This window comes from Cellulosimicrobium cellulans (assembly GCF_042723955.1).
GTDB classification, from domain to species: domain Bacteria; phylum Actinomycetota; class Actinomycetes; order Actinomycetales; family Cellulomonadaceae; genus Cellulosimicrobium; species Cellulosimicrobium cellulans_H.
Genome location: NZ_JBHXIC010000035.1, coordinates 24563 through 40903, shown reverse-complemented (window position 1 = coordinate 40903; position 16341 = coordinate 24563). Strand labels below are relative to the sequence as shown.

General features: G+C 75.5%; 16 protein-coding genes. 4 read left to right on the top strand and 12 right to left on the bottom strand.

The genetic code is table 11. The features are described 5' to 3' along the window. Positions 1 to 143: 143 nt before the first annotated feature. Positions 144 to 2147 (bottom strand): APC family permease, encoded by a 2004-nt coding sequence (locus ACFWH7_RS11515; protein WP_378216645.1) that lies wholly within the window; start codon positions 2145 to 2147, stop codon positions 144 to 146. Between the two features lie 94 nt (positions 2148 to 2241). On the opposite strand from ACFWH7_RS11515, the gene ACFWH7_RS11510 reads away from it, so the two are divergent. Beyond that, positions 2242 to 2895, top strand: coding sequence for a potassium channel family protein (locus ACFWH7_RS11510; protein WP_087472929.1), 654 nt, complete (start codon positions 2242 to 2244; stop codon positions 2893 to 2895). After that, entirely contained in the window at positions 2895 to 3626 is a 732-nt protein-coding gene (locus ACFWH7_RS11505; RefSeq protein ID WP_378216644.1) for a potassium channel family protein, read from the top strand. The genes ACFWH7_RS11510 and ACFWH7_RS11505 overlap by 1 nt, the downstream gene beginning before the upstream one ends. A 23-nt stretch (positions 3627 to 3649) precedes the next feature. Here ACFWH7_RS11505 and ACFWH7_RS11500 read toward each other — a convergent pair whose 3' ends face one another. From ACFWH7_RS11500 to dut, 4 genes are all read right to left on the bottom strand, one after another. After that, complete coding sequence (locus ACFWH7_RS11500) at positions 3650 to 4591, bottom strand: DUF3159 domain-containing protein (RefSeq protein ID WP_378216643.1); 942 nt, start codon at positions 4589 to 4591, stop codon at positions 3650 to 3652. Positions 4592 to 4707: 116 nt separating this feature from the next. Beyond that, entirely contained in the window at positions 4708 to 5082 is a 375-nt protein-coding gene (locus ACFWH7_RS11495; protein ID WP_378216642.1) for an OB-fold nucleic acid binding domain-containing protein, read from the bottom strand. Between the two features lies 1 nt (position 5083). Then, on the bottom strand, positions 5084 to 5824 hold the full coding sequence (locus ACFWH7_RS11490; RefSeq protein WP_047234724.1) for a DUF3710 domain-containing protein: 741 nt from the start codon (positions 5822 to 5824) through the stop codon (positions 5084 to 5086). Between the two features lie 162 nt (positions 5825 to 5986). After that, positions 5987 to 6463, bottom strand: a complete 477-nt coding sequence (gene dut, locus ACFWH7_RS11485) for a dUTP diphosphatase (RefSeq protein ID WP_378216641.1) — start codon at positions 6461 to 6463, stop codon at positions 5987 to 5989. Positions 6464 to 6539: 76 nt separating this feature from the next. Here dut and ACFWH7_RS11480 point away from each other — a divergent pair, with 76 nt between their 5' ends. After that, the gene (locus tag ACFWH7_RS11480; protein ID WP_378216640.1) at positions 6540 to 7055 is read left to right on the top strand and encodes a DUF3093 domain-containing protein; all 516 of its coding nucleotides are present in this window, start codon (positions 6540 to 6542) and stop codon (positions 7053 to 7055) included. A 135-nt stretch (positions 7056 to 7190) separates the two neighbouring features. On the opposite strand, the gene ACFWH7_RS11475 is transcribed toward ACFWH7_RS11480, so the two are convergent. The 3 genes from ACFWH7_RS11475 to ACFWH7_RS11465 all read right to left on the bottom strand — a co-directional run bounded on the left by ACFWH7_RS11475 (position 7191) and on the right by ACFWH7_RS11465 (position 9321). After that, positions 7191 to 7490, bottom strand: a complete 300-nt coding sequence (locus ACFWH7_RS11475) for a DUF4193 domain-containing protein (protein ID WP_047234722.1) — start codon at positions 7488 to 7490, stop codon at positions 7191 to 7193. A 322-nt stretch (positions 7491 to 7812) separates the two neighbouring features. Continuing rightward, entirely contained in the window at positions 7813 to 8664 is an 852-nt protein-coding gene (locus ACFWH7_RS11470) for an inositol monophosphatase family protein (protein WP_378216639.1), read from the bottom strand. A 3-nt stretch (positions 8665 to 8667) separates the two neighbouring features. Beyond that, the gene (locus tag ACFWH7_RS11465; RefSeq protein ID WP_378216638.1) at positions 8668 to 9321 is read right to left on the bottom strand and encodes a trimeric intracellular cation channel family protein; all 654 of its coding nucleotides are present in this window, start codon (positions 9319 to 9321) and stop codon (positions 8668 to 8670) included. A 252-nt stretch (positions 9322 to 9573) separates the two neighbouring features. Between ACFWH7_RS11465 and sepH the strand changes: the two genes are divergently transcribed. Then, the gene (gene sepH / locus ACFWH7_RS11460) at positions 9574 to 10716 is read left to right on the top strand and encodes a septation protein SepH (RefSeq protein WP_378216637.1); all 1143 of its coding nucleotides are present in this window, start codon (positions 9574 to 9576) and stop codon (positions 10714 to 10716) included. Positions 10717 to 10759: 43 nt separating this feature from the next. Here the strand turns inward: sepH and ACFWH7_RS11455 are convergent, their stop codons facing one another. The 4 genes from ACFWH7_RS11455 to ACFWH7_RS11440 form a co-directional block, all read right to left on the bottom strand. After that, positions 10760 to 11401 carry a thymidine kinase gene (locus ACFWH7_RS11455; protein ID WP_378216636.1) on the bottom strand — a complete coding sequence of 214 codons (642 nt, stop codon included), beginning with the start codon at positions 11399 to 11401 and terminating at the stop codon, positions 10760 to 10762. 99 nt (positions 11402 to 11500) lie between these two features. Then, complete coding sequence (locus ACFWH7_RS11450) at positions 11501 to 12697, bottom strand: alkaline phosphatase family protein (protein ID WP_378216635.1); 1197 nt, start codon at positions 12695 to 12697, stop codon at positions 11501 to 11503. Beyond that, entirely contained in the window at positions 12694 to 13287 is a 594-nt protein-coding gene (locus tag ACFWH7_RS11445; RefSeq protein WP_378216634.1) for a DUF5998 family protein, read from the bottom strand. Before ACFWH7_RS11445 ends, ACFWH7_RS11450 begins: the two co-directional genes overlap by 4 nt. A 70-nt stretch (positions 13288 to 13357) precedes the next feature. After that, positions 13358 to 16156, bottom strand: coding sequence for a bifunctional acetate--CoA ligase family protein/GNAT family N-acetyltransferase (locus ACFWH7_RS11440; protein ID WP_378216632.1), 2799 nt, complete (start codon positions 16154 to 16156; stop codon positions 13358 to 13360). Positions 16157 to 16341 lie beyond the last annotated feature (185 nt).

Sequence of the window (16341 nt, the reverse complement as noted above, 5' to 3'; positions counted from 1 at the left end):
GCGGGCGGGCCCCGCCGCCCCGCGCCGGGCGCCCGCCCCCCCCCCGAGACCCCGCGCCCCCCCCCCCCCCCCCCGGGGGGGGTCGGGGGGGCGGGGTACCGCCCCCGCGGCCCCCCTCCTCACGCTCGCGGCCGTAGCGGGGGTCAGTACCCCGTGAACCGCTGGCGGAACCCCTCGCCCTCGAGGCCGGTCTGCCCCTCGGTCGAGGAGAGCTGCCACGGCACGGAGGCCACGACGACGCCGGGTGTGAAGAGCAGGCGGCCCTTGAGTCGTAGCGCGCTCTGGTTGTGCAGGAGCTGCTCCCACCAGTGGCCGACGACGTACTCGGGGATGTAGACGACCACGAGGTCGCGCGGGGACTCGCGGCGCACCGAGCGCACGTACGACAGCACCGGGCGCGTGATCTCGCGGAACGGCGAGTCCAGCACGCGCAGCGGGACGGGGAGGTCGAGCGCCTCCCACTGCCGCATGAGGTCCTCGACGTCCTCGGAGTCCACGCCGACGGTGACCGCCTCTAGGACGGACGGGCGCGACGCCCGCGCGTAGGCGAGCGCCCGCATCGTCGGGCGGTGGATCTTGGACACGAGGACGATGGCGTGCACCCGGCTGGGCAGGGCACGGGCCGCGGCGGCCTCGTCGCCGAGCGCGAGCTCGTCGCGCACCCTGTCGTAGTGCTTGCGGATCGACCTCATGAGCACGAAGACGAGCGCCATCGCGAGGATCGCGATCCAGGCGCCGTGCGTGAACTTCGTGATGAGGACGATGACGAGCACCGTGCCAGTCATCGCCAGGCCCACCGTGTTGACCACGCGCGATCGCCGCATGCGCGACCGCTCGCGGGGCTGGTGCTCGGTGCGCAGCGCCCGCGTCCAGTGCCGCACCATGCCGAGCTGGGACAGCGTGAACGACACGAACACGCCCACGATGTAGAGCTGGATGAGGCGCGTGACCTGCGCGTCGAACGCCCAGATGAGCACGATCGCCGCGACGGCCAGCGTGACGATGCCGTTGGAGAACGCGAGCCGGTCGCCCCGCGTGTGGAGCTGGCGTGGCAGGTAGCCGTCCTTCGCGAGGATCGAGCCGAGCACCGGGAAGCCGTTGAACGCCGTGTTCGCCGCGAGCACGAGGATCAGTCCTGTCACCGCGGACACCACGTAGAAGAGCACGGGCACCCCGCTGAACACGGTCTCGGCGAGCTGCCCGATCACCGGGTGCTGCACGTAGTCCACGGGCAGCGGCTCCCCGTCCAGCGAGAGCTGCGTGTGCGGGTCCTCGGCGTAGTGCACGCCGGTCGCGCGCGCGAGGAAGAGGATGGACATGATCATCACGGCCGAGATGCCGCCCAGCAGGGCGAGCGTCGTGGCCGCGTTGCGCGACTTGGGCTTGCGGAACGCCGGGACGCCGTTGCTGATGGCCTCGACGCCGGTGAGGGCGGCGCACCCGGACGCGAACGCCCGGGCCACGAGGAAGGCGCCCGCGATGCCGATGAGCCCCTGGTCGAACCCGCTCTCCGCCGTGAGCTCGAACTCCGCGCTCTCCGCGGGGCCGAGGTTGCCCGTGACGTACTGGAAGAACCCGACGACCGCCGTCGTGCCGATGGCCAGCATGAAGAGGTAGACAGGGATCGCGAAGAACGTCCCCGACTCCTTGACCCCGCGCAGGTTGACGAGCGTGAGGACGACGACGAGCCCGATCGCGAACGCCGCCTCGTGGTCGCGCAGCGCCGGGATCGCGCTGGCCGCGTACTGCGCGCCGGAGGAGATCGAGACCGCGACCGTGAGCACGTAGTCGACCATGAGCGCCGACGCGACGCCGACGCCCGCCGACGGGCCCAGGTTGACCGTGGCCACCTCGTAGTCGCCGCCGCCCGACGGGTAGGCGCGCACGTTCTGGCGGTACGACGCGACGACCGTCAGCAGCACGACCACGACGGCGAGGCCCACCCACGGCGAGATCATCGTGGCGCTGAGCCCCGCGAGAGCGAGCGTCAGCAGGATCTCGTCCGGGGCGTACGCGACCGACGACAGTGCGTCGGACGCGAACACGGGCAGGGCCACACGCTTGGGGAGCAGCGTGTGCCCCAGGTGCTCGCTGCGGACAGGCCGCCCGAGCAGCAGCCGCTTCGCGGCATCAGCGATCTCCGACACGAGGCCTCATGCTATGCCCGACCGCGCCCGGTCGCGCTGGTGCGCGCCCGGCGGCCCCGCGAGCGGTAGCGTTCGGTGCGTGCACTTCGTCATCATGGGCTGCGGCCGCGTCGGCGCGACGCTCGCCCAGTCGCTCGAGTCGAGCGGCCACTCGGTCGCCGTCGTCGACCAGAACCCCGACGCGTTCCGGCGCCTCCCGGCCGAGTTCACGGGCAAGAAGGTGACCGGGGTCGGCTTCGACCGCGACACGCTCGTGCAGGCCGGCATCGAGGAGGCGTACGCGTTCGCCGCGGTCTCCGACGGCGACAACTCGAACATCCTCTCCGCGCGCGTCGTGCGAGAGACGTTCGGCGTGGAGAAGGTCGTCGCCCGCATCTACGACCCCCAGCGCGCCGAGATCTACCAGCGCCTCGGCATCCCCACGGTCGCGACCGTGCGTTGGACCGCGGACCAGGTGCTGCGGCGCATGCTCCCGTTCGGCGCGACCGACGAGTACCGCGACCCGTCCGGCCGCGTGCGGCTCGCGCAGGTCGACTTCCACCCCGACTGGGTCGGGCGCACGGTCCGCGCCATCGAGGACGCCACGGGCGCGCGCGTGGCGTTCGTCAGCCGCTTCGGCGACGGTGTCCTCGTCACCGACCGCACCGTCCTCCAGGAGAACGACGTGCTGCACGTGCTCATGGACGACGAGCAGGCCGCCGTCGTCGAACGCAAGCTCACCCACGCACCGAAGGTCGAGGCCGAGTGATGCGCGTCGTCATCGCGGGAGCGGGTTCGGTCGGCCGCTCGATCGCTCGCGAGCTCCTCAGCCACGACCACGAGGTCATGCTCATCGACAAGCAGCCGGCAGCCATGCGGGTCGCCCAGGTCGCGGAGGCGGACTGGCTGCTCGCCGACGCGTGCGAGCTCTCGACGCTCGCCGAGGCCAAGGTCGACGAGTGCGACGTCATCGTCGCGGCGACGGGCGACGACAAGGTGAACCTCGTCGTGTCGCTCCTCGCCAAGACCGAGTTCGGGGTGCCGCGCACGGTCGCACGCGTGAACAACCCGAAGAACGAGTGGATGTTCGACGAGTCGTGGGGCGTGGACGTGGCCGTCTCGACACCGCGCATCATGACCGCCATGGTCGAGGAGGCCGTCGCCGTCGGCGACCTCGTCCGCATCTTCACGTTCCACCAGTCCGGGGCGGACATCCTCGAGGTCACCCTGCCGCCGACCTCCCCGCTCGTGGGTCGCCGCGTCGGCGAGGTGAGCTGGCCCGCGGACACGGTGCTCGCGGCGATCGTCCGCGGCACGCGCCCGATCGCGCCCAGCCAGGACGACACGCTCGAGGCCGGGGACGAGCTCCTGCTCGTCACGGGCGACGAGGCGGACGAGGGAGCCCTCGGCCGGCTCCTCGCCGGTGCGCCCGACGACGTCGAGCCGACCGCCCCGGAGGCAGGCGTCGCGGCGCCCGAGGAGGGCGAGGGCGCCCTCTGACGGGCGCGTAGCGTCCGCCGGGCCTACGCCGTCGGCTGTGCGGGCCCCGCCGCGGCGTGGGGCCGACGCACGAGGATCCACGTGAGCCACAGGACGAGCGCCCAGAGCGGGATGCCCATGACGAGGCGCGCCGTGCCCAGCCAGCCGACGTCGCCGTCGAGGTAGAGCGGGACCTGGACCGCGAGCCGGGCGGCGAACAGACCGATCCAGAGCCACGTCGCGGCGGTGTACCGGCGCATCAGCGCCCGGTCGGACCGCCAGGTGCGGGCCCAGCGGGCGAACGCGCCGGGCTCGGCGGCGTCCGCGTCGACGGGGGTGCCCGCCGGCGTCGCGGTCGCCGCGGGCCGCTCGGCCGAGGAGTCCGCGGCGTCGACCGTGTCCGGTGACGGGTCCGCCGTCGTCCCGGCCGAACCCGAGGCCGCACCCGCGCCGAAGCCGCTGCGGAAGCCCTCGACCACGAGCCCGACGAGCGGCCAGCGGGCCACGACCGAGACGAGGAGCGCGACGAGGTAGGCGGCGTTCGTCCACAGGCCCCACGCGAAGTAGTCCTGCGCCTCGCCCGACCGCCACGCCCAGATCACGCCGATGCCGACGCCCAGCAGGCCGCCGAACGCCTGCGTCACGGGGGTGCGCTGGATCAGCCGCGCCGCGACCGCGACGAGCGCCGCCGCGACCGAGGTCACGAGCGCCCACTGGAGGTTCGTCGTGGCGACGTAGACGACGACGAAGACGAGGCCCGGGGCGACCGACTCCACGAGCCCGCGCACGCCCCCGATGGCGTCGGCCACGGAGAAGTCCTGCCCGGCGAGCGCGCGGACCCCGCGGGCGCGACCGTCCTCGGGCGCAGCGACGTCGTCGACGACGGTCTCCGCGACGTCCGCGTCGTGCGCGAGACCCTCCGGGACGTGCCCGGGGCCCGGACGCCCGTCCGCTGGGGCGCCGCTCGCGTCGCTGCTGCTCGTCATCTCGTGGCGTCCTCGGTGGCTCGGGGTCGGTCGGCTACGGTCCGGGCGCGTGGCCCGGGTCGGCCGCTGCACGTCCGCAGGATCGTACGGCACCGCCGCGCCTCGGCGGGCGTGGGTCACTCCCCCGGCTTGGCGAGGAGCTCGTAGCGCGGGTTGAAGATGGTGCGACGCCCGTCGACGTCGCACACCAGGCCCTCGACGAGGGCCCGGCGACCGGGCTCGATCCCCGCGATGCGCCGCCGGCCGAGCCACACGAGGTCCACGACGCCGGAGCCGTCGAACAGCTCGACCTCGACCGTCGGGACGCCCTCTCGGGGACGCAGCACCACGGACCGCAGGACGCCGGAGATCTTGGCCCGACGGCGGTTGGGCAGCTCGGAGACGGCTCGGCAGCCCTTCTGCCGTGCCGCCTCGGAGCGCTCCTCGTCGGCGGCGACCTCCTCCTGGGAGGCGAGGGCGGTGCGCCAGGCGTCCCGCAGCGTGGGGGCCATGTCAGCGGATCTCCGTGATCTCCGGCCCACGGGTCAGCGGGTCGAACGAGGGGGTCTCGGGGGCGCCGGCGGGCGCCGGCGCCGCGGCGGCCGGGCCCTTGCCCGGCAGGTGCAGGGCGAGGAGGTCGCGAGGCGGGCGCGGGCTCTGGTCGCGCACGACGACGATGTTGGCGAACACGGACTCGAGCAGCCGGGCCTCTGCCGGGTCGACCGCCGCCTTGCCGGTGAGCACGCCGCGGAGGAACCAGCGCGGGCCGTCGACGCCCACGAAGCGGGCGGGCCGCACGCCGGGACGCCCGTCCGGCGTCTGCGCGGGGATGCGGGCGAGCAGCTCGCGGCCGAACGGGCCGGGGAGGTCGTCGACCGTGCCGCCCTGCTTGGTCACCGACGCGGCGATCTCCCCGCGGATCTCGTCCCAGATGCCGTCCGTACGGGGCGCGGCGAACGCCTGCACCTGGAGACCGGAGCCGGCGACGGCGCACGCCACGCCGGTGATGCGCTGGGTCTTCTTGTCGACCTCCATGCGCAGCTCCATCCCGGGCACGCCCGGCAGCCACACGGCGCCCAGGTCCAGGCGGGGCCCGCGCTCGGGGACCTGGGAGGAGTCGTACGGCCCACGGGCGGGCTTCTCCTCGCTCGCCGCCTCGACGGGCGCGCCGTCGTCGACCGGCGCGGACGTCGTGCCCGACGGCTCGGGCGACTCGGTCGGCTCGGACGACCTGGAGCGACGGAACAGACCCACGGAGGAACTCCTTCACCTGCCCGGCCCTCGGCCGGGACTCCTCACGGGGCGCTCGCCCCGCACTGCTTCCACACTAGCCCGCGCAGCGACGGTCGTGGTGCGACGTTCGCTGCGCGACGACGGGCGCTGCGGCTCCTGCGCCCGCCGCCCGTCCACGACCGGTCAGGTCGCCGCGCCCCACCCGCCGCTCGACCCGAAGCCGCCCTCGCCGCGGTGCGAGCCGGGCAGCCGCTCGGCCTGCACGAACCGCGCCCGCTCGACCTTCTGCACGACGAGCTGCGCGACGCGGTCGCCCCGCCGGAGGACCACGGCGTCGCGGGCGTCGGTGTTGAGCAGCGTCACCTTGATCTCGCCGCGGTAGCCGGCGTCCACGGTGCCCGGCGCGTTGACGACCGTGAGGCCGTGCTTCGCGGCGAGACCCGAGCGCGGGTGCACGAACGCCGCGTAGCCGTCGGGCAGCGCGATCGAGACCCCGGTCGGGACGACGACGCGCTCCCCCGGCGCCAGCTCGACGTCGACGGTCGTCACGAGGTCGGCGCCGGCGTCGCCCGGGTGGGCGTACGACGGCACGGGGACGTCGTCGAGGAGCGTGATGAGGACGTCGACGTCCCCGGTCTCGGGCTGGTGGTGGTTCGGCACCCGGCAGAGCCTAGTGGTCGCGGGCGGGACCGGCGAGCACGTCGGGCGACGCCCCGACTGCTGGGATGATGGACCCATGACGGACCCCGCCGACCGCAGCACGCCCGCCTCGACCCCGGGATCCGCCGGGGCACCCGGTGCCGGGGGCGCGACGCCGTACCGCGAGCGCCTCGTCCCGGGCGTCGGCGGCTGGGCCGCGGCCGTCGGGTTCGCCCTGGTCCTCGGGATCGCGCTGTGGCCCGCGAGCCACGCCATCGCGCTCGGCGTGGGCGCGCTCGCCGCGGTGGCGGGCGTCGCGGGTCTCTGGTGGACCTCGCCGGTCGTCGCGGTGGCGGACGGCGAGCTCCGGGCCGGGCGGGCGCACATCCCCGTGTCCCTGCTGGGCCAGGTCACGACCCTCGACGCGGAGGCGATGCGCGTCCAGCTCGGCCCGCGCCTCGACGCCCGCGCCTACGTGTGCCTGCGCGCGTGGGCCCGCACCGGTGTGCACGTCGTGCTCGACGACCCGCAGGACCCGACGCCGTACTGGCTCGTCTCCTCGCGGCACCCGCAGCGCCTCGCGGACGCGATCCGGGCCGCGCGCGCGTCCTGACGGGGTACGACCTGAGGGACGGCCCGCCGGGTTGGGCTCGACGAGCCCACCCCACGAGCACCGCGAGATGAGCACTGCGAACGACGAAGGCCGCCCCCCCGGGGCAGGGGCGGCGGCCTTCGTGCGTCGTGCAGGTCAGGCGGCGCACTCCGAGCAGATCTGCTGCCCGTTCTTCTCGTACGCGAGCTGGCTGCGGTGGTGCACGAGGAAGCAGCTCGAGCACGTGAACTCGTCGGCCTGACGAGGCAGGACCCGGACGGAGAGCTCCTCGCCGGACAGGTCGGCACCGGGCAGCTCGAAACCTTCCGCCGCCTCGGTCTCGTCCTCGTCAACGACGCCCGAGCTCTTGTCGGAGCGACGAGCCTGGAGCTCCTGGAGCGAGTCCTCGCTGAGCTCCTCTTCACTCTTGCGGGGGGCGTCGTAGTCTGTTGCCATCTGTGGGGTCACTCTCCGGAGTATTCGTCGATCGCGACAGTGCCCGTCCGGGACCACCGGCGATGGCCGGTCGTGCCGGGCGGCACAGGTGCGGGGCGCGGGGCACCCCGTGACGTGGCGTGCCCCGAGGTCGTCGTGGCACGTGCACGCTGATCAATGCACGGCGCACCGGAATTGTTCCCGGCGGGCCACCGGATTCTGCACCATTTCCGGGAGGGATGCACCCTGTGGCGCCCCGCCCGCCCGGTGTCGTTCGTCACGGGCGAACACGGGGTAGTCCGGACCGGGGACGCGGGAACGCTCCCAGCCCCGCCGCGTGCGCTCAGGCGTCGGTGTCGGCGTCCGCGTCCTCGAGGATCCGGACGAGCCGCGCGACCGCCTCGGGCGGCCCCGCGACGGTCATCTCGCGGTCCGCGGCGCGGCCCCGGAGGCCTGTGACGCGCGCTCCGGCCTCGTGCGCCACGAGGGCGCCCGCGGCCATGTCCCAGGGGTTGAGGCCGCGCTCGTAGTAGAGGTCGAGCTCGCCCGAGGCGACGAGGCACAGGTCGATCGCCGCCGAGCCGAGGCGGCGGATGTCCCGGACCTGGGGCAGCACGTCGACCAGCACGCGCGCCTGCGCGCGGCGGCGGTCGGCGTCGTACCCGAAGCCCGTGCCCACGAGGCACTGCCCCAGGTCCGTCTCGGCGTTCACGCGGACCGGGCGCCCGTCCACCGTCGCGCCTGCCCCGAGGCCGGCGGTCCAGGTGCGCCCGTCGACGACGGAGTGCACCGCGCCGGCGAGGACCGTCCACTCGAGCGGGTCCGGCGGACCCACGACCGCGGCGACGGACACCGCGTACGACGCGATCCCGTAGAGGTAGTTGACCGTGCCGTCGACGGGGTCGATGACCCACGTGATGCCGGACGTGCCGGACGAGGCGCCCTCCTCCTCGCCGAGGACGGCGTCGTCCGGCCGTGCCGCCGCGATGCCGCGGCGCAGGAGCGCCTCGGAGTCGGCGTCCATGCGCGTCACGACGTCCGTGGCCGTCGACTTGGTGGCGGCCACCTCGACGCGGTCGGGTCGACCGGAACGGACGAGGTCGCCCGCCTCGCGGGCGAGCCGCTCCGCGAGGTCGCGCAGGTCGGCCACGGTCACGTCGTCGGGCTGTCGGGGGTCGTCGATGAAGAGGCGCACGGCTCACATCCTGCCCGACCCGCGGTGTGCGGTGCGACCCTCCCACGGACCGGGCGCGGACCAGCCGAGGCGCAGGGAGAGGAGGCGGAAGCCGAACACGAGCGCGAGGACCGCCGCCTGCGACAGCAGGCCGAGGGCGCCGGCCTCCGCGAGCCCGGCCGTCAGCGCCGCCCCCGCGAGCGCCGGGATCGCGTAGAGCTGCTTGTCCTGGAACAGCAGCGGCGCCTCGTTGGTCAGCAGGTCGCGCAGGATGCCGCCCCCGACGCCCGTGATGACGCCGGCGAAGATCGCCGCGAGCGGGCCCACGCCGTAGTCGAGGCCCTTCATCGTGCCGGAGAGCACGAAGAGCGCGAGGGCGCCCGCGTCGAGGACGATGATGCTCCGCCGGAGCCGCTCGAGACGCGGGTGCCAGAAGAAGGTCACGACGCCCGCGAGCACCGCGACGGCGACGAGGCGCCAGTCGGAGATCCCGACCGGGGGGATCGCGCCGATCAGGACGTCGCGCAGCAGGCCGCCGCCAAGACCCGCGACCCACGCGAGCACGAGGACGCCCACGAGGTCGAACCGCTTGCGCACCGCGGCGAGCCCGCCCGAGAGCGCCGCGAAGAACACGCCGCCGAGCTCGAGGGCGTCGCCGGGCACGAGGTCGAGGATCACACCCGGCATCATCCCAGCCGCCCGCCCCCGGGGCGCGGACGAGCCCGCGCCGAGTCCGCGGCACACCGCGCGTGCTGCGCGGCTCGCGGGTGGGACGATGGCACCCTCGAGGGAGCGGTGACGCGGGCGTCGCGGTCCGCCGAGCCCGGGAGACCGGCTCGCGGCCCGGCACCGGGCGGCTGGACGAGCGACCGGGCAGCCATCTGGAGCGGCACCGCGAGCGTCACCGGGCGCGGCGACACGGGAGGGTCCATGGACGAGCTGGAGCTGGTGAGACTGCACGAGGACGGGGAGCACCTCGTCCTGCGCGCGACGGGCGGCACGCAGTTCACGCTGCCGATCACCGAGTCGCTGCGGGCGGCCGTGCGACGCGACCGCCCGCACCTGGAGCACCTGCGCGCGGAGGGCGAGCGCAACCTCGCGCCGCGCGAGATCCAGGCCCGGCTGCGTGCCGGGGAGTCCGTGGAGACGGTCGCCGAGGCCGCCGGCCTCGGCGTCGAGAACGTGCGCCGCTTCGCGGGCCCGGTGGTCGCGGAGCAGGAGTACGTCGTCGACCGGGTCCGCGCCTCTCGCCAGGGGCACGACGAGGACTCGCCGACCGTCGGGGATCTCGTCGCGCAGCGGCTCGCGGCGCGCGACGTCGAGCCCGACACCGTGGAGTGGAGCGCCGCGCGCCAGCCCGGGGCTTCGTGGGTCGTGACGGCGGAGTTCGAGGTCGGGACGGGCAGCCGGACCGCCCGCTGGGAGTACGACGCGGCGACGCGCGCGCTCCAGGCGCTCGACGACGAGGCCCGCTGGCTCTCGGGGACGGACGCCCCGCGCGATCCGACGCCCGGGGCCGTCGCGGTGTTCGACGTCGATGCGACGGGGCGCGGCCGGGGGCTCCGCGCCGCTCCCCCGGCCGCTCCGCCCGCCGACGACGGGACCGCCGAGCTCCTCGACGACCTGAGCCAGCGCCGGGGCGTGCGCCCGCGCAAGGCCCCGGCGGGGCCGGTCGAGGTCGACGGGCAGGAGCCGTTCGAGGGGTTCGGCCCGAAGGTCGGAGCCGGTCCGGACCGCGACGGGTCGCCGGACGGCTCTCGGGACGACGCGGCCACCTCGGCCGGGGCGACCGTCGTCCACCTCCCGACGATCCGTCCGCTCGACGCGGTACGCCTGCCGGAGCCGGCGCTCTCGGACGCACGGGACGACGCGGGCGCGGAGCCGGAGGACGGCGAGGGCGGCCGTCCCCTGCGCGACGAGCGCTCGGGCGGCGGCGCCACCCCTGCGGACACGGACGACCCGCCACCGGCGGCGCGCCCCCAGACGGCGCGCGAGCCGCGCAAGGGGAAGAACCGCTCGCGCGCGAAGGTCCCGAGCTGGGACGAGATCGTGTTCGGAGCGCGCCCGGAGTAGGCGCCCACGCGCCGACCGGGCACGCCCGGCCACAGGCGCCGGGTCAGCGCGGCAGGTCGAGCGGCAGCCCGTCGGACGCCGCCTGGCGGCGCGCGAGGGCCGTGGTCATGCGGCGCATGTGGTGGCGGCGGCACAGCACCTCGTAGCCGATCTCGCCCGAGCCTGCCCCGACGTCCCCGACGACGACCTGGTCGCCCTCGACGACCATGCGCCCGTCGACCGTGCGCGCGTTGTGCGTCGCGCGCCGTCCGCACCAGCACAGCGACTCGACCTGGAGCACCTCGACCCGGTCGGCGAGCTCGATGAGGCGGGCCGAGCCGGGGAAGAGCCGGGTGCGGAAGTCGGCGGTGATGCCGAACGCGAAGACGTCCATCTCCGTCTCGTCGACGAGCCGCGCGAGCTGTTCCACCTGCGCCGGCGAGTAGAACTGCGCCTCGTCGCAGACGAGGTAGTCGACCGGGTCCGGCTCGGCCGTGACGAGCGTCCAGAAGTCGGTGTCGTCCCGGACCTCGCGCGCCACGACCTCGAGCCCGAGCCGGGACGAGAGCCGGTCGGTCCCGGCCCGGTCGTTGCGGGAGAAGATCAGCCCGCGACGGCCACGTGCGGCGTGGTTGTGGTCGAGCTGGAGGGCGAGGGTGGACTTGCCGCAGTCCATGGTCCCGGAGAAGAAGACGAGCTCGGCCATCGGGCGTTCCTTCGCAAGGTCGGTCGGTGCGAGGTCGGTCGGTGCGAGATCGCGGGCGGGCCGCGACGTGGCGTGGGTGGCGTCTGGCCTCGCGGGTGGTCAGGTCCCGGCGACGAGCAGCGGGACGCGCATCTCCCGCTCGGTGAGCGAGCCGTGCACACCGACGAGGGCGAGCGACGCGGGCGTCTGGGTGCGGGAGTCGACGACGGTCGCCTGCCCGCGCAGCGCGACGATCACGTCGCCGGCGGCGGCGACCGCCTCCGGGCGCGGGTCGGGCCCGAGCAGGCCGCGCGCGAGCACCTCCTCGCGCACCAGGACGAGCGCGTCGTCGCCCAGGACGTCGCGCCAGCGCGCCGCGACGGCGGTCGTCTCCCCCGGTTCGGTGTAGACGTGCACCGCGCGCGGCTCGCCGCCGACGAGCGTGACGCCCCGCGCGAGCACCGGGTCCGTGGCGACGTCGCGGCGCAGCGCCGGGTCGATGTCGACCATGCCGTGGTCCGCCGTGACGAGCACGAGCGTGCCTCGCGGGACCGAACGGGCGAGCCGGGCGAGCTCGCGGTCGAGCGCCTCGAGCTCGTCGCCCCACTGCCAGGACGTGCTGCCGTGGTGGTGCCCGGCCTTGTCCACCTCGCCCCAGTACAGGTAGACGAGGCCCGGACGCTTGAGGGCCCGCACGGCGGCGTCGACACGCGCCCCGAGCCCTTCGGCAGCGGCGTACGACCCGCCCCGCAGGGCGGCGACCGTCATGCCGGACCCGGCGAACCGGGCCGGCCCGGTCGAGGTCACGGAGACGTCCGCCGCGGCGAGCCGCTCGAGCACCGGGGTCTCCCGCTGGAGCTCCGCCGGGGCCGGCGCGCCCTCCCACGACACCATGTTGGCGAGCCCGCCCGTCGCGGGGTTGCGCTGCGTGTACCCGAGCATGCCGGTGCGGCCGGGGGCCGTGCCGGTGCCGAACGCGCCGATCGCGGCGGCCGTCGTGCTGGGGAAGGTCGAGGTGAGCGCCCGCGCGTCGGGCAGGAGCGAGCGCAGGAACGGCGCGTGCCCGGCGCGCTCCGCGAGGTTGACGTGCCCCAGTCCGTCGACGAGGACGACGCACACGCGCTCGGCCCGCGGCAGGTCGAGGGCCGAGCGTGCCGCCTCGCTCCCGATGCCCGTGGCGGTCGTGAAGCGGACGCCGAGCGCCCCCGCGGCCCCCGGGAGCACGGCGGCGAGGCCGCCGAGCCCGAGGTCGGGCGCGAGGAACCCCGCCGGGAGCGCCGGGGTGACAGGAGCCTCGTCCGTGCGTGCCTCGCTCACCGGGCGCTGTGCCTCGCGGTGGCGCGCGAGAGGGCGCGCGCGAAGTCGACCGCGGCGCGCACGGCGTCGCTGCCCTCCGCCTCGGCGCTCACGCGGACGACGACGTCGTCCGGCGTGATCTGCCCCGTGAGCCCGTGGTCGGCGTCGCAGCTCGGGTCCGCGCAGCCCGCGGGCTCGAGGTCGACGCGCGACACCGCGCCCCAGCCGAGGGCGAGCGTCACCTCGAGCGGCGCGGCGCCCGCGCGGTGCTCGTGCGGCTCGGCCACGACGTGCGTGAGCGAGACGGACCGCACCTCGGCCAGCGGCACCGACTCGGTCGTGGCGGCGGCGGACGCGGACGGGTTCTCGCTGTCGGCCGGGTGGTCGTCGACGTGCGCCGTGACGAGCCGCGTGGGCGTCAGCACGAGCACCGTGAGGTGGCGCCGTACCTCCGACGCGTCGAACGTCGTCTCCGGGAGCACGAGGTGCGAGACGATCTCCTCCCCCGCGACCGCGAGGTCGAGGACGTCCGCGACGAGCTCCGGGTAGTAGCCGGCGCGGTGGAGCTGGGTCGTCAGGTCGGTCCAGGCGTTCGAGGTTGCTGAGGGCACCCGCGCATTCTCCCATCCGGCGAGCGGGCGCGGCCACCCGCCCCGCCACCTGTGGACGGGCGACCGGTCCTCAGCCGGGCAGGGCGCGGCGTAGCGCGTCGGCGCGCTGGGCGTCCGCGAGCGTGACGCGCGCGCTGAGGACGGCGGCCTCGCGCTCGGAGACGACGACGGGGTACAGCTCGAGGCTGCGGACCTCGGGCAGGTCGTCCGCGAGCACGGAAACCCGCGCCAGGACGTCCTCGAGCGCGGCCGTCGCCACCACGTGCGTGCCCATGTAGCCGAAGAGCCGCGGGGCGGCGCGCACCGAGCGCACCATGGCCGCGACGTCGACGTCGGTGAGCGGCGGCACCCCGTACGCGACGTCGCCCAGGAGGTCGACCGCGTCGCCCGCGAGGCCGAACGACACGACGGGGCCGAAGAGCTGGTCCTCCGTCGAGCGGACCACGCACGCGACGCCCGCGTCGGCCATCGCCTGCACCTCGAACGGCTGGTCGGCCGCACCCGGCAGCACGGCCGCGAGCGCCTCGCGCATCTGCGCGATGTCCGACCGCAGCTCCGTCTCGTCCGCGATGTCGAGGCGCACGCCGCCGAGGTCCGCGCGGTGGCGCAGCCCGGCCGCCGTGCTCTTGAGCGCGACGGGCCAGCCGATCTCGCGCGCGGCCGCGACCGCCTCGTCGGCGGTACGGACCCGGCGTGCGGGCCACAGGCGCACGCCGTAGCACGCGAGCAGGTCGGCGGTCGTCGCGGGGTCGAGGTCGACGGCGTCCCGACCGGCCAGGGCGCCCTCGACGAGGGCGCGGGCGCGGCCCGCGTCGACGCCCGCGGGGCGCACGGGCGTCCCGTGGTCCGCCTCGCGCCAGCGGGCGTAGCGCACGACGGCGCCGAGCGCGGCGACCGCGTCCTCGGGGGTGGAGTAGGCGGGGACCCGCAGGAGGGCGTCGGATGCCCCGCCGTCGGGCGCGTCCGGGGCCGAGAGCTCGTCGGTGAGGCCGTGGAGCCCCAGCATGCTCGCGACGGTCGTCCGGCCCGTCCGGGCCGCCGCGAGCGCCACGGCGTGGGAGACGTCCTCGCGGCGCGGGTGCACCACGGGGACCTGGACCACCACGACGACGTCGCACGCGTCGGGCGCGTAGAGCGCGTCGACCGTGGCGGCGAGCTCGTCCGACGACGCGTCCTCGGGCAGGAAGTCCGACCGCGCAACGACGAGCCCCGCCGACGACGACGCCTCGGCGACGAGCGCGGCGAGCGACGCCGAGCTGGCGAGGATGCCGACGCGGCGCCCGCGCGGGAGCGGCTGGTGCGCGAGGAGCTGGGCGATGTCGATCATGTGGTGCGTGTTCTCGGCCCGGATCACGCCCGACTGGCGCAGCATCTCCTCGAGCGTGCGGCGGGGAGCGCGCGTCGAGCGCACGGCGTGGCCCGGCGGCACGACCTGGCCGGAGCGCCCCGCCGTGACGACGACGACGGGCTTGACCGACGCGAGGCGGCGCGCGATGCGCGAGAACTTGCGCGGGTTGCCGATCGACTCGAGGTACAGGCAGACCACCTGCGTCGCGGCGTCGTCCTGCCAGTACTGCATGAGGTCGTTGCCCGACACGTCCGCGCGGTGGCCCGCGGAGAGGAACGACGACACGCCCAGCCCGCGCCGCGCCGTCGTCGCGAGCAGCGTGACGGCCATGGGCGCCGACTGGCTGAACAGGCCCACGACGCCGGGCAGCGGCAGGTCCTCGGCGAGCATCGCCGCGAGCGCGGGCCGCTCGCGGGTCTCGCCCGTGCGCAGCAGGCCGTAGCTCGCGGGCCCGACGACGCGCAGTCCCGCCGTGTGCGCGACGCGCAGGAGCTCGCGCTGGAGCGCGAGCCCGTCGGGCCCCGTCTCGGCGAACCCGGCGGAGAGGACGACGACGCCGCGCACGTCGAGGCGCGCGAGCTGGCGGACGGCGTCGATCGCGTCGGGCGGCGGCAGGGCGACGACCGCGAGGTCGACCGGGCCGGGGACGTCGGCGAGGGTCGTGTGCACGAGGGGTGCCGGCCCGCCGTCGGGCACGTCCGCGCCGGCGCCCACGACGTGGACGGTCACGTCCGGGCTGCGCACGAGCGCCGCCAGGGCGCGGTGCGCGAGGACGCGGTCGAGGGGTGCGCCGTCGTGGTCCGGCCCGTCGCCGGGCGGTGCGCCGGGTCCCACGAGCACGACGCTCGTCGCACCGAGCAGCCCTTGCATGCTCCGCGCCTCCGCGCGGTGCTCGCGGTCGGCCATGACGGCCCGCGACCGTTCCGTGGGGTCGAGGTCGACGCTCACCTGGACGAACCCGTCGTCCATCTGCTGGCGCACGTCGTAGCCGGCCTCGCGGAAGACGGCGAGCATCTTGCCGTTCTGGGGCAGGACCTCGGCGGTGAAGCGTCGCACGCCGCGCTCGCGCGCCGCCGCGGCGACGTGCTCGAGCAGCACGGAACCCAACCCCCGACCCTGCGCCGAGTCGGCGATGTTGAAGGCGACCTCCGCCTCGCTCGTGCCCGTGCGGTCGAAGCGCGCGACGCCGATGATGTCCTCCTGCGCCTCCCCCACCTCCGCGTCCGGCGTCCCGACGTCCACGCCGTCGCGCGGGCGGACCGCGACGAGCGCGACGCGGTCGACGTGGTCCACGCGCGTGAACCGCTCCAGGTCGCGCTCCGAGAGCCGCTCCATGGGGGCGAAGAAGCGCAGGTAGGTCGAGCGCTCGGACTGACCCACGTGGAATCGTTGCAGCGCGTCGGCGTCCTCGGGGCGGATGGGGCGCACGTGCGTCGTCGTCCCGTCGCGCAGGACGACGTCCGCCTCCCACTCCACCGGGTACCGGTCCGGGCCCCGCCCGGGTGCGCCGCCGTCGCTCACGCCCTCAGGCTATGCGGTCCGGAGCGCGGTGCGCCTGCGCCACCCCGGCCCGACCCGGGAGGACAATGGTCCCTCGACAGCATCGCGACCCGGCGTGTCGGAGGGTTGGCGTACCCTCGCGTGCGGCACGCAACCGCAGCACGTCAGCGCCGGCGCACGCCGGCACAGATCCCGCGCCCTCGCGG